Here is a 20,806-nt window from a genome sequence, read left to right as displayed (position 1 = left end):
CTATGCCATGTGCGCATCCTCCGCATCAAACGCCCCTGAAACACCCAAAAATATCGGCCTGCGCGACATTGCGCGCGGTGCGCTGCAAGCCCTACCGGATCTCATCACGCTCAACAAAGGTTTGTTTGGATTAGCCACGTTGAAGCCCGACAGCAAGCTCTCAATTGGATTAGTCCTTGAGCGCTGGGCTAAACAAACGCCACACGCCATTGCCGTGCGCTGGCAAGATCAGCAATGGACTTATGCCGAGTTTAATAGCTGGGCCAATCGTCTCGCCGCCAGCTTTGCCGCGCGCGGCGTGGGCTATGGCGACACCGTGGCTATTCTCGCGGAAAATAGCCCGACGCAGCTGGCCTGTGTAGCCGCCGCCGTGAAGCTGGGTGGCATTGCTGGCATGCTGAACTATAACCAACGTGGTGAAACGCTGAGCCACAGCATCGGGCTAGTGAAGCCCAAAGTGCTGGTACTTAGCGCTGAATGTCGTACGGCGCTGGAGTCAACTCCGTGCTTACCCGGTAACGGCATGACCTTATTCTGGACCGGTGGCGAAACTCGTGCCCCAACGCCCGAGGGCTATATCGATCTTGATCGAGACAGCGGCCGCCAACGCAGCATCAACCCGTCCAGCACGCGCCAAGTCATTGCCCGCCAGCCCTGTTATTACATTTTCACCTCCGGCACCACCGGCATGCCCAAGGCCTCAGTGATGACGCACTACCGCTGGCTAGCCTCTATGGCCGGTGTTGGCAACGCCACCATGCGCCTGAAGTCGGACGACATTTTCTACTGCTGCCTACCGCTTTATCACAACAATGCACTAACCGTAGCCTGGGGCTGTGTGCTATCTGCCGGGGCCACGCTGGCGATAGACCGTAAGTTCAGCGCCAGCCAGTTCTGGGATCGCATCCGCCATTACGACGCCACCGCCTTTACCTACATTGGCGAGCTGCTGCGCTACCTGCTTAATCGAGATCCCTGTCCTCGCGATCAGGATCATAGGGTTCGGTTAATCACCGGCAACGGCCTGCGCCCGGAAATCTGGCAGCAGTTCCAGAAGCGTTTCGGCATTGAGCGAATTTATGAGTTTTATGGCGCGAGCGAATCCAACATCGGCTTTATCAATGCCTTTGGTGTGTCTGAAACCGCTGGATTCTCTCCCCTGCCATTTGCCATCGTGGAATTTGATGTTGACACCGACGAGCCCGTGAAAAACGCCAAGGGCCATCTCGTGAAAGTGAAGAAGGGCGGCGTGGGACTGCTGATTAGCGAAGTCAGCGAGCGTCGCCCCTTTGATGGCTACACCGACCCGGCCGCCGGCGAAAAAAAGCTACTGCGCAATGTCTTTAAGCAAGGCGACTGCTACTTCAATACCGGCGACTTGGTGCGCGATCAGGGCCTGCGTCATATCCAATTCGTTGATCGCGTCGGCGATACCTTCCGCTGGAAAGGTGAAAATGTGGCCAGCACCGAAGTCGAAGGTGCTCTGGCGCGTTTTGACAGTATCGAACACGGCGCGGTGTATGGCGTGAACATACCGGGCTGCGATGGTCGCGCCGGCATGGCGGCCATCACACTAAAAGCGGGTCAATCGCTGGATGGCTCAGCACTGGCCCTACATCTCACAGGCATCCTGCCCGCCTACGCCGTGCCGCTGTTCATTCGCGTGCAGGCCGCGCAGGAAACCACAGGTACTTTCAAATACCGAAAGGTCGAGCTCAAGCAGGAAGGCTTCGACCCAGAGCGCATCAGCGAACCTCTCTTCGTTCTAGTAGACCGCGCTCGCGGCTATGAGCCACTCACTCACGATGTCCATCAACACATTCAAAATATGATCATCAAGTTATGACGCCGCTATCCCCGCAAGACCAAATGTTCCTGCTCGTTGAGCGCCGCAATCAGCCCATGCATGTGGGCAGCCTCATGCTGCTGTCGCCGCCGCCCGATGCCGGACCAAACTACGCGCAGGAGCTAGCGGACTGGGCGCGCTCGTATACCAAAGCACAGCCGCCCTTTAATCAATTGCTGACTTACAAGCTCGGCCTGCCGTTCTGGATTGACGACGCTGAGTTCGATCTCGAAGCCCATTTTCACCACATTTCGCTGCCGAAACCGGGCCGTATCCGTGAACTGCTGGCGATTGTCTCCAAGCTGCATAGTGGCGTAATGGATCGCGCAAAGCCGCTGTGGGAAATCTATATTATTGATGGCGTGGAAGATGGCCGCGTCGCCGTCTACAGCCGCATCCACCATGCCCTGGTCGATGGCGTGGCAGGCATGCGCATGTTGCAGCGCAGCATGTCGCCCGACCCGTCCGTGCGCGATACCGTGCCGTTCTGGGCCATCCCGCCCCGCAAGCGCGCACCGGCCGACGGTGTTGTGGCGCAGGTCGCGCAGCCGATTTCTAAGGCCGCAAAATTTGCCGGCATCCTGAAAGATCAGGCAGCCACCTGGCCCACCGTGGCTCGCGAAATCTACAAGTCCATTAAAGCGCGCAGCTCGGACGCAGACTATGTGTCGGTGTTCCAAGCCCCGCGCACCATTCTCAACCAGCCGATCAGCGCCTCGCGTCGCTTCGCCGCGCAATCGTGGCATTTGCCACGCATCAAAGCCGCTGCCAAGCGCCACAACGCCACGCTCAACGACATCGTGCTGGCCATGTGTGCTGCGGCCGTGCGCAAATACTTGCTCGAACTCAACGCCTTGCCCGACAAGCCCCTGGTGGCCATGGTGCCGATGTCGCTGCGTAAGGATGACTCTGAGGGCGGCAATCAGGTCGGAGCTGTACTGGCCAACTTGGCGACACATCTTGCCGATCCGCTTGAGCGCCTCGACGCCATCGCGCGCTCGGTGCAGAACAGCAAAGATCGTTTTGCCACCATGAATCAGCTGGAAATCATGAACTATGTCGCCACCGCCATGGCGGTCAGCGGCATCAACATGGCGACCGGCATCGCGCCGACCTGGCAGGCCTTCAACATCGTGGTGTCCAACGTGCCGGGGCCGCGCGAAACGCTGTACTGGAATGGTGCCAAACTGGAGGGCATCTACCCGGTGTCCATCGCCATGGATGGTCAGGCCACCAACATCACCGTGGTCAGCTACGCCGAGAAGTTCGAGATCGGCATCATCGCCTGCCGTCGCACGCTGCCGCATATGCAGAAGCTGCTGCAGTATCTGGAGGACGGCCTCGCCGAACTGGAGGCCTGATCCACTGACAGCTATTCCGCCTCGAGAAAACCGCCGGACTGACGCGCCCACAACTGCGCGTAAAGTCCGCCGGCCGCGACCAGCTCCGCATGCGTGCCGACTTCCACGATGCGGCCCTGATCCATCACCACCAGCCTGTCCATGGCAGCAATCGTGGATAGCCGGTGGGCGATGGCAATGACCGTCTTGCCGGCCATGAGGCGATACAGGTTCTCCTGAATCGCCGCCTCCACTTCCGAATCCAGCGCCGATGTCGCCTCGTCGAGAATCAGAATCGGTGCGTCCTTGAGCATGACGCGGGCGATGGCAATGCGCTGGCGCTGACCGCCGGAGAGCTTAACTCCGCGCTCGCCGACATGGGCATCAAGGCCTTGTCTTTCCTTGGCATCGTGCAAACCGGCAATAAAGCCATCGGCCTGAGCACGCCTAGCCGCCGCCAGCACCTCCTCATCGGAAGCGTCGGGTTTGCCGTAGCGAATGTTGTCGCGTACCGAGCGATGCAGCAGCGAGGTATCCTGCGTGACCATGCCGATTTGCGCACGCAGTGAGTCTTGCGTTACCTGAGCGATGTCCTGCCCGTCGATGCGAATCGCGCCCCCTTCCAGATCGTGGAAACGCAGCAGCAGATTAACCAGCGTCGATTTACCCGCGCCTGAACGCCCGACCAAACCGACCTTTTCACCGGGCCGGATATGCAGCGACAAATCCTCGAACACGCCGGCGGCCTTGCCGTAGTGGAAGCGCAAGCGATCAAACACGATGTCGCCGGCCTGAATCGCCAGAGCGGGCGCACCCGGCACATCCTCAACACGATGCGGCCGAGCAATCGAGCTGATCCCATCTTGCACGGTGCCGATGTTTTCGAACAGCGCCGACACTTCCCACATGATCCACTGCGACATACCGGACAATCTCAGCACCAGTCCCAGCGCCACGGCAACGGCTCCCACGGCGATTTGCTTGTCTAACCACAGCGATAACGCCAGCCCGGCCACCGACAACAACAACACGGCATTGAGGCTATACAGCGTGACATTGAGCTGCGTCACCAGTCGCATCTGGCCATGCACACTGACCATGAATTCGCCCATGCCTTCGCGGGCAAACGATGCCTCTCGCTGGGCATGCGAAAACAGCTTCACGGTTTGGATATTGGTATAGCTGTCCACGATCCGGCCCGTCATCAGCGAGCGAGCGTCCGCTTGGCTTTGTGACACTTGGCTCAAACGCGGCACGAAGTAACGCAGCATGAATAAGTACAGCACCAACCAGGCCAACAGCGGCAGGGCCAAACGCCAATCAGCGCTGGCGATTAAGACCACCGTGCCAATGAAATAGACCACGATGTAATTCAGCACATCAATAAGCTTGATCACGCACTCGCGCACCGCCAGCGCCGTCTGCATGAGCTTGGTGGCGATGCGACCGGCGAACTCGTCCTGATAGAACGCCATGGACTGACGCAATAAATACCGGTGCACCATCCAGCGGATGCGCATGGGGTAATTGCCCATCAGGGTCTGATGATTGAGCAGCGAGTGCATAAGGGTCATGACCGGCAAAGCCAGCACCACCGCGGCCATGCCCAGCAGATGCCAACGCTGCGTCGCCCAGAAGGTCTCGCGCGACTGCTGCGACAGCCAATTGACGATATCGCCCATAAACCCGAAGAGCCAAACTTCGGCCACAGCAATTAGCGCCATAAGCACCGCCGATGCCGTCAGCCAAGGCCAGGCACCCCGTGTGTAATGCAGACAAAACGCCACCAACGTGCGGGGCGGCTCTTGCGGCTCTTCCGGCGGAAAGGGGTCCAGACGACGTTCAAACCAAGCAAACATCAGCGCTACTCAAAACAGTTAGACGCACCATCATAACGGAGGCGAACTGGTCGTCACTGCCACAAAATTGAATAATGCCAGTGACTTTACGCTACTGATAATCCCACCAGCCTAAACGAGCCCGTTGCTCCTCCGTCAGCACTTCCATCATGTCCTCTCGATCCAGCTCATCAATGAGTTTAAAAAGTCCTTTCATGAAACAGATGCAAAGGCAGAATTTGGCATCGATAATGCGCGTCAGCGGTAACATGGGGCACCTCACTTGGCCTTAGCCCGTCAATGTTTTGACAGATTTTCAGGGCACTCTGTAAGTGCTTTTGCATACGCAATGCCAACTTCGTGAAAGCCATCCCAAGAGGACTGTTTAGCATGTCGAACCCGGACTGGCGCTATCTGAGCGGATACCCAGAACCCTTGCTGGCGAAAGTCGCTGGCCTGGTCGAAAGCCGTCAGCTCGGTGACTATCTGCGCCGAAAATACCCGGAGCGCCACACGATCCAGTCCGACAAGGCGCTGCATGCCTATGTCACTGAACTCAAGCAGACGTATCTGCGCAACGCCCCCGCGATCGACCGCACCTGCTACGACAGCAAGCTCGATGTCATTCAGAACGCGCTCGGCCTGCATATGCGGCAATCGCGCAACCATGGCGGCCGCCTGCGCAGCAGCCGCGAAATCCGCATCGCCTCGCTGTTCAAAGCCATGCCGCCGGAATTTCTCAAGATGATCGTGGTACACGAGCTCGCGCATCTGAAAGAGCTCGATCACAACAAGGCCTTCTATCAGCTCTGCGAGCACATGGCGCCGGGTTATGCCCAGCTCGAATTCGACCTGCGTCTGCACCTGACTTGGCAATCTCTGCCGGCCTGAAGATCAGGCCGCTAATCGGAAACCGACACACGCCGGCCTAGCGATGTGCTATCAAAATGACCATCTGGTCAGCATGAGACGCGCAGCATGGAACCGAGCCCGCAATCCCCGCAAGGCAGCCTGTTCGGACGCCTGAGCTACTTCACCGACATGCTCGCCTGGCCGCTGCGCACCTCGCATTATCTGGAGCTGGTGAATCCGCTGTGGACCACGCATGCGCTGCAGGCGCGCGTGGAAAAAGTCTGGGATGAAACCCGCGATGCCCGCACCCTGACCCTGCGCCCCGGCCTGAACTGGCGCGGTCATCGCGCCGGCCAGCATGTGCGCGTCGGCATCCCGGTCGGCGGCATGCACTACACACGCACCTACACCATCTCGTCACCGCCTGAGCGCGATGACGGCTGCATCACCATCACCGTCAAGGCGCATCCGGGCGGCCGCATCTCCTCGCATCTGGTGCGCCAGATCAAGGTCGGCAGCTACCTGCCCATCGGCCTGCCGCAAGGCGACTTCACCCTGCCCGATGCGACTCCGGTACGGCCGCTGTTCATCAGCGCCGGCAGTGGCATCACGCCGGTCATGAGCATGCTGCGCAGCCTGATCGCGCGCGACCGCCTGCCGCATAGCGTGCACATCCACTACGCGCCGCATGACTACGATGTCATCTTCGGCCAGGAGCTGAAGGCGCTGGCCGAGAAACATCCGCACTACCGGCTCAAGCTCGTGTTCACGCAAGAGCTGGGTGGACAACCCTCCGGCAACAACCGCTTCACCGTCGAGCAATTGCAGTCGCTGTGCCCGGACTGGCGTCAGCGCGAAGTCTATGCCTGCGGCCCGGCCTCGCTGCTCGCCGCCATCAAAGCCAATTGGGAAAGCGCAGGACTGTCACGCCATGTCCATCTGGAGCGTTTCCGTGCCGCCTTCAGCGCGGTCCCGGCGGATGCCACTGGCGGCAAGGTCAGCTTCGCCCGCAGCAGCCTCACGGTCGATGCCGACAGCGCCACCAACCTCCTGCGCATCGCCGAAGACGCCGGCCTGAACCCGACACACGGTTGTCGCATGGGCATCTGCCATACCTGCGATGCCACACTCAAATCCGGCTGCGTGCGCGATCTGCGCAACGGCAATGTCATCAACGAAACCGGCCAGCTCATCCAGATCTGCGTCTGCGCCGCCGCCGGCGACTGCGAAATTGACCTCTGAGGGAGCGATGCCATGAAGACCCATACCCTGCCTGTTGCCCTCAACGACGCCGAGCTGGAAGAGTTCGGCCGCGAGATGGACGCCATCCGCGAAGACACGCTCGACGCCCTCGGCGACAAAGATCGCAAGTACATCCTGCGCGTCATCAAGCTGCACCGCAGCATGGACTTCGTGTCACGCATGATCATCTTCGCCGGCCTGTTCTTTCACCCGCTCTGGCAACACGCCTGGGCCGGCCAGACCGTCATGCTCAGCCTGTTCGGCATCGGCACGCTGCTGCTCGGCATGGCCAAAATCTTGGAAAACATGGAGCTCGGCCACAATGTCCTGCACGCGCAATGGGACTGGATGAAAGACCCGAGCATCCACTCCAGCACCTGGGAATGGGACAACACCTGCCCGTCCGACACCTGGATGAAATCGCACAACATCGTGCATCACACCTGGACCAATGTCGTCGGCAAGGATCTCGATGTCGGCTACGGCGTGCTGCGCGTCACGCCGCTGCAGAAATGGAACCCGCTGTTCCTGCCACAAATGATTTACGTTTTTTTCATCATGATGCTGTTCGAGTGGGCCGTGGCCCTGCACGACGACCATGTCGACGAGTGGATGCGCGGCAAGCGCAGCTTCAGCCAGACCGCCTCGGTCTTCGCCAATATCGGCCGCAAGATGTGGCGGCAGGCGCGCAAAGACTACATCGCCTGGCCGCTGGTCGGCCTGCTGGTGGCCATCCCGATCCATCTCAGCGGCTACCTCCCGGTGCTCGGGCCCACGCCAGACATCCTGCCCGAGGTCTTTCTCAATGTGCTACTGGCCAATGTCGTGGCTAATCTGATCCGCAATGTCTGGGCCTTCACCATCATCTTCTGCGGGCATTTCCCGGAAGGCACCTACAACTTCACCGAATCTCAGGTCGAAGACGAAACCCGTGCCCGCTGGTACATCCGGCAGCTGCTCAGCTCCTGCAACATCAAAGGTAGCCGCACCTTTGACCTGTTCGCCGGCAACCTCAGCTACCAGATCGAGCACCACCTGTTCCCGGATCTGCCGAGCAGTCGCTACCCGGAAATCTCGCAGCGCGTGCAAGCCCTGTGCGCGCGCTATGGCCTGCCCTACAACAAGGGCTCGCTCACGCGCCAGTTCGGCACCACGCTGATCAAGCTCACACGCATGTCGTTTCCGGGGGGATCGACGGAGCAGAAGATCGCGAGGGCCTGAACCCCATAAATCACAGCCGAAAAAAAACCGCCCTGACTCTCATCAGGGCGGCTAAAACTTCAGTAGTGCAGGCTTAGTGCACGGTTTTGCCCTTCAGCAGCTTGTTCAGCTCACCATTCGCACCGAACAGTTTTTCACGCCATTCAGCCACCAGCGCCGTGGTGTCGTGATCGTTCGGGTGGAAATCCGGACGGAAGAAGTCCAGGAACTTCGGCAACAGGCGCGTCATGCGACCCTGACGACCGAACAGCGCACGCATACCCTTCACATTGTCACGCACATTGAACAGCTTGCCATCGGCAACGAGCAGACGACCCGTGGCATAGGTCATCACAGCACCCAAAATCGCCGTGGTGATCACCATGGTGCCGGCACGAAACACATAACCACCGCCGGTCTGCTCGTAAACATCCCAGGCCACGGCCTTGTGCTCGGTCTCTTCCAACGCATGCCACATCCACAGCGGGCGGATATCTTCATGCGCGCTCATGTGGTGGTCTGTTTCGGCCAACAGCTGCTCGCCGAGCAGGGCCGTGAAATGCTCGAGGCAAATCGTTGCCGCCAGGTTTAGGCGCGGATGAATCTTCGCGACGTTATCCAGCAGGAACTTGAGCTGGGCTTCCAGTTCATGCGCCGGCAGGTTCTTGTCGTTGATGAACTGATTCAGCACTTCATGGCCCTGCGTGTGCAGCGCTTCCTGGCCGATGAAGCCAGAGATGCCGGCCTTCAGGTTCTCGTCGGTGATCTGGTTACGGTAGTGACGCACCGCTTCCACAAAGAACTGTTCGCCTTCCGGCAACAGCACCGAGAATGCCGACCAGAAATAGGTCAGAAACGGGCTATCGGCGTACCAGTAGCCAGCGTCGGACTTGTCGAAGTTCATGGCCACACGGCGCGGCGGAATACCGACCTTGGCACCCAGGGGCTGACGCGGAGCATCCGACGCGGGCACAGTCGTAGCGGCAGCAGTAGCAATAGCAGTCGTGTTCAGTGAAGTCATTTTGCCTCTCCAGAAAAATACATATAGGGCGAGATGGACTGTGCCTTTGACCGGCGGCCAGTAGCAGGTTATTTTGGGACAACTTCTTATCCTTATGTGCCATTCACTGATGTCACGATCTGCAGCTGATACCACACCCGGTCTCCCCGCCGCCTACGCACTGCTCCTGCTCGATGTCCTGAAACGCTGGCACATCGACGAAGAGGCGTTGCTCACGCCCCTGGGTCTTGACCGCCAGACACTGACCTCACCAACCACACGCGTCCCGCTGGAAACCATGAACGCGCTTTACGAGCAGGCACTGGAGCTGACCAACGAGCCCGGCCTGCCGTTCTACATCGGCATGCAGATGAAACTGTCCAGCCACGGCTTTATCGGCTTCGCCGCCATGACGGCCGATACCGTGGCGCAGGCGCTGGAGCTGGTGGAGCGCTTTATCAGCCTACGCATCATGGGCTTTGCCCTGCGTCTTGAGCGCGAGGGCGACATCGCCCACCTGTATCTCGACACGGCACTGACTCAGCAGCCCCTGCGGGATACCGCCGTCGCCGCCCTCATGGTTGGCCTCGGGCAGATGGCCCAAGTGATCACCGGCGAAACCCTGTTCGGTGAAGCCGACATCGACATCCCCGAAAACCCGCGCTTCGAGGAGTTCCGCTACATCCTGCCCGCGCAAATCACGTTCGGACAGTCCTGCAACCGCATCTCCTTCGATGCCGCCTACCTCGATCTGCCCTTGGTCATGGCCGATGCCGCCTCCATGCAGCTGGCCGTGGAGCAATGCGAACGCGAACTGGTCGCGATCGGCCTGCACAACCGCTTCGTGCGCCAGGTACGTGAGCTGATCTATCGCGAGGACGAAGGCTTTCGCGGTGTTGAAGCCGTGGCCAGCGACCTGCACATGTCGGAGCGCACGCTGAAGCGCCAGCTCGCACTCGAAGGCACCACCTTCACCGACATACTCGAAGACCTGCGCCGGCAAAAAGCCATCCTGCTGCTGGACGACCCACGGCAGAATCAGGAGCGCATCGCCGAACAGCTCGGCTACTCCGATGTCGCTAACTTCAATCGCGCCTTCAAGCGCTGGACCGGCACCACACCCGGTCTCTACAGACGCAATCCGTCGGGCAGTTAGCCCCGCACCCTGCCCTCGGCGGATTCGCTTGTGTATAACTCCCTAGACACACGAAGAGCGAATGCATCATGGCAGATGAGAGAAAATCCAGCCCGTTGAACCAGGCCTTTGGCCTTGCTGGCTTGGCCGCTGGCACCGCCCGCGATCTCGCTAAACAGGCCCTAGGCTCAACCGTGGTAGGCGTGCAGGAGGTTGTTGGCAAAGCCTCTCAAGGCACACGTGATACCGCCATGGCACTGGCGCAACGCTATCTGCGTCACTCCACACTCACCCTGCCCTTGCCCGAAGCCCTGCTCAATCAGCAGATACGCGCTCGCCTGAAGGACAACCCGCACATCGACTACATCCAGGTCGATTGCCTGCCGAACCGCTTCGACATCAAGCTCGACGGCCACTTCCAGCGCATGGTCTACACGCTGACGCTGTCGGTCGCGGTCAAGGAATGCCAGCTAACCGGCGACACGCCGTTCATGCGCTTCCAGCAGCTCGACCAGGCACTTGATGTGCAATGGCGACAAGCGCCGATGCTGGTGAACTGGGCCACCCGCCATCTTGGCCAGAGCGCATTTCAGCTCGCCAGTAAGCTGCCCTTGCCATCGCTCACGCAGCAGATCGTCAGCCATATTCCCGGTTTGCATCGCGAAGGCATCAAACAGTGGCGACTGAATCTGGCCGAGGCCGGCATGATCGATTTTCTCAACAATCGTTCCTGGTTCATGGAAAAACTGGTCAGCCTCGGTGACCGCAACATCCTGCCCGGCCTAAACCTGTTGCAGGAAAGTCAGGACTGGTTGCATCAGCTGGTCAATCAGATCGAGGTCAAAGACTTGAGCGTGCAGAGTGGCCGACTGGATATGAAAGTGGGGCTGCGCGGTAGCTGAACCCTTGCGCTGCAACACCGTCGCCCATGAAAAAGGCCGCCCTGGTTACCCGGAGCGGCCTTTTCGTCAGCGTAGATTAGTGGTCGATTAGACCAGCTTTTCCAGCTGCGGAACGAGGTCGAACAGATCGCCTACGATGCCGTAGTCGGCAACGGAGAAAATCGGCGCTTCTTCGTCCTTGTTGATCGCAACGATCACCTTGGAGTCCTTCATGCCCGCCAAATGCTGGATGGCACCGGAAATGCCAACGGCGATGTAGAGCTGTGGCGCGACGACCTTACCGGTCTGACCGACTTGCATGTCGTTCGGCACGAAGCCGGCGTCGACGGCAGCGCGCGAAGCACCTACGGCAGCACCAAGCTTGTCAGCCAGGGTGTAGAGGATCTTGAAGTTGTCACCGTTGCCCATGCCGCGGCCACCAGAAACAACAATCTTGGCACCGGCCAGCTCTGGACGATCGAGCTTAGCCAGCTCTTCGTTCACGAACGAGGACGTGCCAGCGTTCTGAGCGGAAGCAACGGCTTCGGTCGATGCCGAACCACCGGTAGCAGCAACGGCGTCGAAAGCTGTTGGGCGTACGGTGATGACCTTGATGCTGTCCGAGGACTGCACGGTGGCAATGGCGTTGCCGGCATAGATCGGACGCTCGAAGGTGTCAGCAGAGATCACTTTGGAGATTTCCGAAATTTGCGCAACATCCAACAGTGCAGCGACGCGTGGCAGCGTGTTCTTACCGTTGCTGGTAGCAGGCGCCAGGATGTGGCTGTAACCCTTGCCCAGCTCGGCAACGAGCAACGACACGTTTTCAGCGAGCTGATGCGCATAGGCGGCGTTGTCAGCAACCAATACTTTGCTCACACCAGCGATCTGGGCAGCAGCGGCGGCAGCAGCGCCACAGCCGGAGCCAGCAACCAAGACATGGATGTCGCCGCCAATAGCCTTGGCCGCAGCAACCGTGTTCAGAGTGGCGCCCTTAACGACGGCGTTGTCGTGTTCAGCAATAACAAGAATAGCCATGATCAGATCACCTTCGCTTCGTTCTTCAGCTTTTCGACCAGCTCTTCGATGGTCTTGACCTTGATACCAGCGGAACGCTCGGCCGGTGCTTCAACCTTAAGAGTCTTCACGCGCGGGGAAACATCAACACCGTAATCCGCCGGGGACTTAACATCCAGTGGCTTCTTTTTAGCTTTCATGATGTTTGGCAGCGAGGCGTAGCGTGGTTCGTTCAAGCGCAGGTCAGTGGTAACCACTGCAGGCAGTGCCAGCTCAACGGTCTGCAGACCGCCGTCAACTTCACGCGTTACTTGCGCTTTATTGCCATCAACCTTAACCACGGAGGCGAAGGTGCCTTGAGCGTAACCGGCCAAAGCAGCCAGCATTTGGCCAGTTTGGTTGTTATCACCGTCAATGGCTTGCTTGCCCAGAATGACCAAACCAGGTTGTTCCTGGTCGCAAATGGCTTTCAGCAGCTTGGCAATGGCGAGAGGCTCGGCATCAGCCGTTTCAACCAGAATGCCGCGATCAGCGCCGAGGGCCATGGCCGTACGCAGCTGCTCTTGAGCATTGGTTGGACCCACAGACACTACCACGATTTCAGTGGCAATGCCCTTCTCTTTCAGACGCACGGCTTCTTCGACCGCGATTTCGCAGAACGGGTTCATCGCCATTTTTACGTTGGCGAGTTCAACACCCGTCTTGTCCGCTTTCACGCGAACTTTTACGTTGTAATCGACAACGCGTTTGACAGCTACCAGAACCTTCATGGAATCCTCAGCTTACATTGATGAACGAATAAGAGTTCAGCCAGAGAACCCAGCCAGCACCATTGCGCTGGTGGAGTCCCCTAAAAGGCTGGCTATCTTGCCGCCTGAGGCCGTTCCGGTCAATAACCGCACGGCACTTCAAGCCTGACATATATGCCTATGAGGGCGATATCACATTAACTGGACATGCCCAGCACGCGCTTATTGCCCATGCGAACAGCCACATTCAGCAGAAAATCGAGGAAGGGCTCTTGCTCACCGATGAAATCAGCGTAGAAGCTGGACTTCGTTAGTGCCGAAGCTCCGTGGGCCAGCGCCCACGCCGCGGCGATATGGTATTGCGGTGGCACATCGGCCAATTTGCCCGCTTTAATCTGGCCATTCACCATCGCGCAGAGCTTTTCAAAGTTTGCGGCGCGAATGGCGTGCAATTTTTCCATCAGCGCTGGCACGACCTTATCGGCGACGAGCTTGCTTTCTAGGCGATCAAACAGCAGGTATTGGTCTGCATCGCGGACGCGAAAGGTAAAGTACTCGCGGACCAGCGATTGTTTGTCTTGCGAGATATCAATACGGCGAAAAAGGTCGGCCAAGACTTCTTCGTAGCGAATCATCAGCAGCAAATAGATTTCGTTTTTCGTTTCGAAGTGCTTATAAATCGTGCCTTTGCCGATGCCGACTTTGTCCGCAATCATTTCCACGGTGACTTTGTCTTCACCGTGTTCAATGAATAACTCTTGCGCACAATCCAGAATGGCTTGCTCACGTTGACGAAACTCACGGGCTTTTTGCGTTGCTCGCGCCAGATCAGTCATTTTTGCTCCTCATTCACCGCCGGATCGGCGATATATCAAGACGGAAGTTTAACTTGCCAGCGCACGTATCGGTAGCGTGTCCAGACGAAACGCGGCCTGATAATTGCGCGTCGTAGCCTCCGCTAGAGCGTCCAAACTCAGCCCCCGCAGCGCCGCAATATAGGCTGCCGTGTCCGCGAGAAACGCCGGCTCATTGGGCTTGCCACGATTGGGGGCGGGCGCCAGATACGGCGCATCGGTTTCAATCAATAAGCGGTCCAAGGGAATACGCTTGGCCACGTCTTTCAGCTCCAATGCTTTCGGGAACGTCACAATGCCCGAAATTGAGATGTAATAACCCAGATCCAAAGCGGCCTCAGCGGTGGCCCAATCTTCGGTAAAACAGTGCATGACCGCCCGCTCGGCACCTTCATGACGCATCTGTGCTAGCACATCGTCCCGCGAATTGCGTGTGTGGATGATCAAGGGCTTGCCAGTGCGTTTCGCCACTTCGATGTGGGTTGAGAACAAGGCCTGCTGTGCTTCGCGGGTCGAGGCATCGTGGAAGTAATCGAGACCGGTCTCACCGATGCCAATCACTTTCGGGTGCTGCGCCAGTGCCAGCAGCTCATCGACCGTAGGCTGGTGCGAGTGCGTATGGCAGGGGTGCACGCCCACCGTGGCATAGACATCGTCATGGGCTTCCGCAATGGCACGAATCTGATCGAACTTTTCCAGCTCAATGCTGATGCACAGGAAGTGCCCAACACCTCGCGCACGCGCCGCATCCAGCGCCGCATTTAAGGAACCGCCGTGACGGTCGAGCTTTAAGCAGTCGAGATGGCAGTGACTATCAACCAGCATGTGAACCTCGTTTTTGACGCGTTTCTCGACCCCAGTGCAACCAGAGCCCTTCCAGAATAGCTTGCGGTTGCACGCTGGTGCCCAGCAGGCGGCGCGCTTCTACCACTTCATACAGCGTATTAAGCAATGCCTGTGCCGAAACGGCGGCCAGTAACGCGGCCATATCCGTACGCAAATCACTGTGACGCGTGGGATAGTCGGCAACCATCGCCCCCGGCACCGCATCGTCGAGCAGGCTTTGCCATGCTAAGGCCTGTTCATTGGCGTCAAGCTTTTGCCAGCGCTGTGCGGCTTGCAGGGGCATTAGCCGAGACTGTGCGACCGCCAGCAAATCCACCAGCAGATCGGCGCGGGCAGAAAACCACGGCTGCGTCTGTAGCGCCGCAGCCGCCAGCGGCGCACCCCGCGCCAGCTCCAACAAAGTTTCCGCCATTTCCGGCGGTTGCACCTGTGTACTGAGCCATGCCAGTGCCTGTGCGGGCGCGGGCAAAGGCATTGGCAGTAATTGGCAACGACTGCGAACGGTCGGTAACAGGGCGGCGGGCTTGTCGGTCAGCAGCAAAAATAAGGTATCGCGCCCTGGCTCTTCCAAGGTCTTGAGCAAGGCATTGGCGGATGCGGTATTCAAAGCGTCTGCCGGCTCGATCACTACAATGCGTTGACCACCCTGGCGATGAGCCGATTGCGTAGCGAACTCCACCACCGTGCGGACCTGGGCAACTTTGATGACTTTGCTGGCCTTAGTGCCCTTTTCCTCGTCCTCATCGGGGCTGACCCAGAGTAAGTTGGGGTGATGGCCTGTACTCAGTAATTGGCAACTACGGCATACGCCACAAACGCTGTCGGCACTGGGCTGTTCGCATAACCGCCAAGCGGCAAACTGGCGAGCAAAATGGGCCTTACCCAAACCTTGCGGAGCTGCCAGCAATAAAGCATGCGGCAGACGCTTCTGCTGACTTAAATGGCAAAGCGATTGCCACAAACCCGCTTGCCAAGGATAGATGGCGCTCATATGGCGGACCCCGTCTTTTCTGCACAGTAAGCGCGCACAATGGTCAGTACATCGGTCTGCACAGCCAGTAAGGGCTGGGCGGCATTGATGCAGCGAATGCGTTGCGAGTCGGCCTCAGCCCGAGCCAAATACCCCACACGCACTCGCTCAAAAAAATCTACGTGCTCTTGTTCAAAACGATCCAAGGCTGAGCGGGCACGTGCGCGCGCCATGCCCTCGGCAACCGGCATATCTAAGAGCAAGGTCAAGCCCGGCTGATGCCCTTGCAGCAACCAACGCTCAAGCACGGCAATATCAGCCACAGGTAAGCCACGACCTGCACCTTGATAGGCGTAGGTGGCATCCACAAATCGATCGGACAATACCCAAGCGCCTCGCTTCAGGGCCGGCAGAATCAGAGCGTGCCAGTGCTGGGCGCGTGCAGCAAACAATGTGAGCAGCTCGGCCGAGGGCGTAACAATTTCTTCACGCGGCGTCAGTAATAAACTGCGTAATGCTTCGGCATAAGCCGTGCCACCCGGCTCCCGAGTCACCACTACCTCATCACCAGTAGCGCGCAAAAAATCTGCGATGGCAGCGATTTGGGTGGATTTTCCCACGCCTTCGCCACCCTCCAGGGTGATAAAGCGAGACATCAAATCAGTCATGAATAGCTCAGCGTTGGTAGCGGTTAACCGCGCGATTATGCTCGGCGAGCGTGGCCGAAAAAATATGGCGCCCGTCACCGGTGGCGACAAAAAACAAGGCGTCGCCCTCGGCTGGATGAAGTGCGGCATGAATGGCAGCGCGCCCTGGGTTAGCAATAGGCGTGGGCGGCAACCCAGCACGACGATAGGTATTATACGGAGTGTCTTCGCGCAAATGCGCCCGCGTGATGTCGCCCTTATAGCGCTCACCCACGCCATAAATCACGGTGGGATCGGTCTGCAAGCGCATTCCGACTTGCAAGCGACGAACAAACACCCCAGCAATTTGCGCACGCTCTTCGGCCACACCGGTCTCTTTCTCAATAATCGACGCCATGATTAAGGCTTCATAGGCATTGTTATAGGGCAAGCCATACTGACGTCCTGCCCACTCTTCCGAGAGAATCCGTTTCTGCCGCTGATACAGCCGTCGCAAAATATCCAGATCGCGCTCACCTTCTTCAATGACATAGGTGTTAGGCGCAAATAAGCCCTCCGGATGCTTCTCCTCCGCCCCAATGGCGGCCAGTATTTCTGCATCGGTCAACGAGCTCATGGCTTGGCGCACATCTTCGCGATCCGCTAACTTTTTACGTAAATCCTTAAAGCGCTCGCCCTCAATAAGCACCAATGGCTGCGTGCCATCGGGTGCTTCGGCCAAGCGCTGAACCAGTTGATCCAGTGTCATGGGCGGGCGTAAGACGAAAACGCCAGACCGCAACACTTCCTCACCGGGCCGGAGCATGAGCCAGACACGCAAGCTCATCGCAGACGTAATAAAACCTTGCTCTGCCAATTGTTCAGCCACATGGATCCAGCTGCTGCCACGCGGCACTTTCAGGCGATAGCCCTGAGGGGGCAATTCAAATGATTGCAATACGGTCCGATAGAGCAGGATTGCCAACAACACGAACACCACCCAAAACAGTCTTAAGCGACGGGGTGTGCGAGGCGCGGGCGTTTTTCGTGATCGGGCAGCATTCATTCAGGAGCAAACCAAGGGGCGGTGTGAGCTTGGCATTGTCGGGTGTATTCGCCCACAGGCCAAGCCCGTTCGCGATAAGTGGCAACCGGCCATATGCCCATCACGCTGTTGGCAAAAAACACTTCATCGGCGGCCAGTAGGTCTGAGGGGGTCAACGTGGCGACTTCCACCGGCAAAGGGGCATCTGCCAGCAATGCCTCACGCAACACACCGGCAACGCCGCATTGAGTGACTGGTGGGGTCAGGAGCACGCCTGCGCGAATCATGAACAGGTTAGAAAAAACACCCTCCACGACTTCGCCGGCTTGATTGCATACCACCAATTCTTGGCACTGCGGCTGTGTTGCCAGAGCATCTCTCAATAGGACCTGCTCCAGCCGGTTACTGTGCTTAATGCCTGCCAATGCGGGCTGCGAGGCCAGGGCAAAGGGTGCATCCGCGACCCGAATGCCCCACTGAGTATATTGCGCAGGATATTGGGGCCGCTCATGCCAGCTTAAGGCAAAGCCCGGCGTCATCACGGGGGGAGACTGATAACCGCGCGCGCCTCGCCCGCGTGTGACCTGCACGCGCAAGATCCCTGTCTTGCCAGTGGCAAGCGCATCAGCGATTCGTTGCGGCCAGCTCGCGAGAAAGGGAATGCCGAGCTGTAAGCAGCCTTGTTGGAGACGTTGTAGATGCCCCGCCAGCAAGACACCTCGACCCGCTTCTACCCGCAAAGTTTCAAACAGGCCATCTCCGTAGGCGATGCCGCGATCATCTGCTGCCCAATGCGACACGGCCTCATCGCCATACCAAATTTGGGTCGACATACTTGCGCTGGTCTGAGTCACAGGCGGCGGAACAGCAGGCTGCCATTCGTCCCGCCAAAGCCAAACGAATTCGACAGCACCACATTCATCTTCATCGCACGCGCTTTATGCGGCACATAATCGAGGGGACAGGCCGGATCCGGATGGTCTAAATTGATGGTGGGGGGCGCGATTTGGTCGCGCAGCGCCAGCACACTGAAAATCGCCTCCACACCGCCAGCAGCACCTAATAAATGCCCCACCATGGATTTCGTTGAACTCACGGCGAGTTTTTCGGCATGAGCGCCAAACACCTGCAGAATAGCTTGCGACTCGGCCACATCACCGGCCGGTGTCGATGTGCCGTGGGCATTAATGTAATCCACCTCATCTGGACGAATACCGGCATTTCGCAGGGCATTGGCCATTGCAGATGCAGCACCGGCACCGTTTTCTGGCGGAGCCGTCATATGAAACGCATCGCCACTCATGCCAAAGCCAATAAGCTCGGCATAAATGCGCGCACCGCGAGCTTGGGCATGTTCATATTCTTCCAACATGAGCACACCGGCCCCATCACCCAGCACAAAGCCATCACGGTCTTTATCAAACGGTCGACTGGCCAGGGTTGGGTCTGAGTTACGGGTGGATAATGCCCGAGCTGCTCCAAAGCCTCCAAGACCAAGCGGCGTAGAGGCTTTCTCCGTACCGCCAGCGAGCATGGCATCAGCGTCTCCGCTGGCAATTAAACGCGCGGCTAAACCAATACAATGCGTTGCCGTGGTGCACGCGGTGGTCACCGAAAAGTTAGGCCCCTTCAGGCCATGGCGGATCGACAACAGACCTGCCGCCATATTGATAATGGAGCCCGGCACAAAAAACGGCGAAATTTTACGCGGCCCGCCTTCCAACAAACTGCGATGCCCATCTTCAATGGTGGTTAGCCCACCAATGCCGGAGCCCACCGCCACACCCACACGATCGGCATTCAACTCGCTAATGACCAGCCCTGAATCCAGCAGCGCCTGTTGACCCGCCGCTAAACCGTATTGAATAAATGCATCTACCCGGCGAGCTTCTTTTGCCGGCAAATAGTCCTCCACGACAAAGTCCGTGATGGTGCCGGCAAACTGGGTGGAGAAGGCCGAGGCATCAAAATGATCAATCGGACGAATACCACTTTGGCCCGCCAGAATACCCGCCCATGTTTTTTCAACCGACGAGCCCAAAGCCGTCAACATGCCTAAGCCAGTGACCACTACACGCCGCGACATCATGACAAATCCCCTTGCACCATTTAACCAACTCGCATCATGTTACCAATTCGTGACGACTAGATGACCATGACAACAAGATTGCAATCCCCTAGGCATAAAAAAACCGCAGATACGCCAAGCGCACCTGCGGTTTTTTTTACAGCAGCAATTACTGCTTGCTGTGCGCGGTCACGTAATCGATCGCGGTTTGAACTGTGCTGATTTTTTCAGCTTCTTCGTCTGGAATCTCAGTTTCGAATTCTTCTTCCAGTGCCATGACCAGCTCAACGGTATCCAGCGAATCAGCGCCCAGATCATCGACGAATGAGGCTTCGTTGGTCACTTCTTCCAGCTTAACGCCCAGTTGTTCAGCGACAATTTTCTTGACGCGCTCTTCGATCGTGCTCACGTTTATCTCCTTTGATGTCGGACTGCCGACAAGTCGCCGCAAGTGTATTGAAGCGTCCCGTAGGTGGCAAGCTCCGCCTGCCCAGCAAACCGTAAGTAGTTATTTCAAGTTAATAGGTAATGGATGACTGGCCGGTCTAGGCCATGTACATGCCGCCGTTTACATGCAGTGTCGTGCCTGTGACGTAAGCCGCACGCTCCGATGCCAAAAAAGCCACCGCTTCTGCAATGTCCTGTGGCTGACCCAAACGCCCTGCGGGCACCTGCGTCAACAATTTTTCCCGCTGCGCTTCAGGCAAGGCCTGAGTCATATCGGTTTCGATAAATCCTGGCGCAATCGCATTCACCGTGATATTGCGTGACGCAATTTCAGCGGCTAAAGCACGCCCAAACCCTTCTAGCCCGGCTTTAGCAGCAGCGTAATTCGCCTGACCGCCATTGCCCATCGAACCGACCACCGAACTGATGTTAATGATACGGCCCCAACGCGCTTTGGTCATGCCCTTCAAGCTGGCCTTGGTGACACGGAAAATGGCCGTTAGGTTCGTGTTAATCACCGACTGCCATTCCTCTTCCTTCATGCGCAGCATGAGGTTATCTCGTGTAATACCGGCATTGTTAACGACGATAAGCGGCGCTCCGAATTCTTCCGAAATTTGCGCTAACACGGTCTCAATGCTGCTCAACTCGGCAACATCCAGCACCACACCCCGACCTGGAATGCCTGCCTCTGCTAATGCCTGCGTAATACTGGCCGCTCCCGCGTCCGTGGTTGCCGTTCCAATCACGGTAGCACCTTCGCGCCCCAGGGTTAGTGCGATAGCACGCCCAATGCCACGCGTCGCACCCGTCACCAGGGCCACCTTATCGTGTAATGACTTTTCCATCA

Annotated in this window: 20 protein-coding genes; 7 read left to right on the top strand and 13 right to left on the bottom strand. The window is 58.1% G+C overall.

Going from position 1 to position 20,806, the window contains the following annotated elements; all coding sequences use genetic code 11:
• The first annotated feature begins 7 nt into the window (after positions 1-7).
• Positions 8-1,846, top strand: a complete 1,839-nt coding sequence (locus AC14IB_RS09005; protein WP_484231559.1) for a long-chain-acyl-CoA synthetase — start codon at positions 8-10, stop codon at positions 1,844-1,846.
• A complete protein-coding gene (locus AC14IB_RS09000; protein ID WP_484231558.1) occupies positions 1,843-3,207 on the top strand; it encodes a WS/DGAT/MGAT family O-acyltransferase in 1,365 nt (454 codons plus the stop codon). The genes AC14IB_RS09005 and AC14IB_RS09000 overlap by 4 nt, the downstream gene beginning before the upstream one ends.
• Positions 3,208-3,218: 11 nt before the next feature.
• On the opposite strand, the gene AC14IB_RS08995 is transcribed toward AC14IB_RS09000, so the two are convergent.
• Positions 3,219-5,045 (bottom strand): ABC transporter ATP-binding protein, encoded by a 1,827-nt coding sequence (locus AC14IB_RS08995; protein WP_484231557.1) that lies wholly within the window; start codon positions 5,043-5,045, stop codon positions 3,219-3,221.
• Positions 5,046-5,414: 369 nt separating this feature from the next.
• Between AC14IB_RS08995 and AC14IB_RS08990 the strand changes: the two genes are divergently transcribed.
• From AC14IB_RS08990 to AC14IB_RS08980, 3 genes are all read left to right on the top strand, one after another.
• Complete coding sequence (locus AC14IB_RS08990) at positions 5,415-5,915, top strand: YgjP-like metallopeptidase domain-containing protein (RefSeq protein ID WP_484231556.1); 501 nt, start codon at positions 5,415-5,417, stop codon at positions 5,913-5,915.
• Positions 5,916-6,002: 87 nt separating this feature from the next.
• The gene (locus AC14IB_RS08985; protein ID WP_484231555.1) at positions 6,003-7,118 is read left to right on the top strand and encodes a ferredoxin reductase; all 1,116 of its coding nucleotides are present in this window, start codon (positions 6,003-6,005) and stop codon (positions 7,116-7,118) included.
• A gap of 12 nt (positions 7,119-7,130) precedes the next feature.
• Positions 7,131-8,339: a fatty acid desaturase family protein gene (locus tag AC14IB_RS08980; RefSeq protein WP_484231554.1), complete on the top strand. Its 1,209-nt coding sequence runs from the start codon at positions 7,131-7,133 to the stop codon at positions 8,337-8,339.
• A gap of 73 nt (positions 8,340-8,412) precedes the next feature.
• Here AC14IB_RS08980 and AC14IB_RS08975 read toward each other — a convergent pair whose 3' ends face one another.
• On the bottom strand, positions 8,413-9,339 hold the full coding sequence (locus tag AC14IB_RS08975; RefSeq protein ID WP_484231553.1) for a metal-dependent hydrolase: 927 nt from the start codon (positions 9,337-9,339) through the stop codon (positions 8,413-8,415).
• Positions 9,340-9,448: 109 nt separating this feature from the next.
• Between AC14IB_RS08975 and AC14IB_RS08970 the strand changes: the two genes are divergently transcribed.
• Both AC14IB_RS08970 and AC14IB_RS08965 read left to right on the top strand, forming a co-directional pair.
• Positions 9,449-10,474: an AraC family transcriptional regulator gene (locus AC14IB_RS08970; RefSeq protein ID WP_484231552.1), complete on the top strand. Its 1,026-nt coding sequence runs from the start codon at positions 9,449-9,451 to the stop codon at positions 10,472-10,474.
• Positions 10,475-10,542: 68 nt separating this feature from the next.
• On the top strand, positions 10,543-11,355 hold the full coding sequence (locus tag AC14IB_RS08965; RefSeq protein WP_484231551.1) for a hypothetical protein: 813 nt from the start codon (positions 10,543-10,545) through the stop codon (positions 11,353-11,355).
• An 87-nt stretch (positions 11,356-11,442) separates the two neighbouring features.
• Here the strand turns inward: AC14IB_RS08965 and AC14IB_RS08960 are convergent, their stop codons facing one another.
• From AC14IB_RS08960 to fabG, 11 genes are all read right to left on the bottom strand, one after another.
• A complete protein-coding gene (locus AC14IB_RS08960; RefSeq protein WP_484231550.1) occupies positions 11,443-12,372 on the bottom strand; it encodes an electron transfer flavoprotein subunit alpha/FixB family protein in 930 nt (309 codons plus the stop codon).
• Positions 12,373-12,374: 2 nt separating this feature from the next.
• The gene (locus AC14IB_RS08955) at positions 12,375-13,121 is read right to left on the bottom strand and encodes an electron transfer flavoprotein subunit beta/FixA family protein (protein WP_068859986.1); all 747 of its coding nucleotides are present in this window, start codon (positions 13,119-13,121) and stop codon (positions 12,375-12,377) included.
• A gap of 176 nt (positions 13,122-13,297) precedes the next feature.
• Positions 13,298-13,927 (bottom strand): TetR/AcrR family transcriptional regulator, encoded by a 630-nt coding sequence (locus AC14IB_RS08950; RefSeq protein WP_484231587.1) that lies wholly within the window; start codon positions 13,925-13,927, stop codon positions 13,298-13,300.
• Between the two features lie 57 nt (positions 13,928-13,984).
• Positions 13,985-14,779, bottom strand: a complete 795-nt coding sequence (locus tag AC14IB_RS08945) for a TatD family hydrolase (protein ID WP_484231549.1) — start codon at positions 14,777-14,779, stop codon at positions 13,985-13,987.
• Positions 14,769-15,791 carry a DNA polymerase III subunit delta' gene (gene holB / locus AC14IB_RS08940; protein ID WP_484231548.1) on the bottom strand — a complete coding sequence of 341 codons (1,023 nt, stop codon included), beginning with the start codon at positions 15,789-15,791 and terminating at the stop codon, positions 14,769-14,771. The genes AC14IB_RS08945 and holB overlap by 11 nt, the downstream gene beginning before the upstream one ends.
• Positions 15,788-16,438, bottom strand: a complete 651-nt coding sequence (tmk, locus tag AC14IB_RS08935; RefSeq protein WP_484231547.1) for a dTMP kinase — start codon at positions 16,436-16,438, stop codon at positions 15,788-15,790. The genes holB and tmk overlap by 4 nt, the downstream gene beginning before the upstream one ends.
• A 7-nt stretch (positions 16,439-16,445) precedes the next feature.
• Positions 16,446-17,462 carry an endolytic transglycosylase MltG gene (gene mltG / locus AC14IB_RS08930; RefSeq protein ID WP_484231546.1) on the bottom strand — a complete coding sequence of 339 codons (1,017 nt, stop codon included), beginning with the start codon at positions 17,460-17,462 and terminating at the stop codon, positions 16,446-16,448.
• Entirely contained in the window at positions 17,459-18,274 is an 816-nt protein-coding gene (gene pabC / locus AC14IB_RS08925; RefSeq protein WP_484231545.1) for an aminodeoxychorismate lyase, read from the bottom strand. Before pabC ends, mltG begins: the two co-directional genes overlap by 4 nt.
• Before the next feature lie 17 nt (positions 18,275-18,291).
• Positions 18,292-19,530 (bottom strand): beta-ketoacyl-ACP synthase II, encoded by a 1,239-nt coding sequence (gene fabF, locus AC14IB_RS08920; protein WP_484231544.1) that lies wholly within the window; start codon positions 19,528-19,530, stop codon positions 18,292-18,294.
• Between the two features lie 148 nt (positions 19,531-19,678).
• Complete coding sequence (acpP, locus tag AC14IB_RS08915) at positions 19,679-19,918, bottom strand: acyl carrier protein (protein WP_022956365.1); 240 nt, start codon at positions 19,916-19,918, stop codon at positions 19,679-19,681.
• A 136-nt stretch (positions 19,919-20,054) separates the two neighbouring features.
• Entirely contained in the window at positions 20,055-20,804 is a 750-nt protein-coding gene (gene fabG, locus AC14IB_RS08910; protein ID WP_484231543.1) for a 3-oxoacyl-ACP reductase FabG, read from the bottom strand.
• Between the last annotated feature and the right edge of the window lie 2 nt (positions 20,805-20,806).

The sequence above is a fragment of the Perlucidibaca sp. genome (assembly GCF_057084925.1).
Note: the sequence above shows the minus strand (reverse complement) of the source record. Positions and strands in the feature narration are given on the sequence as shown.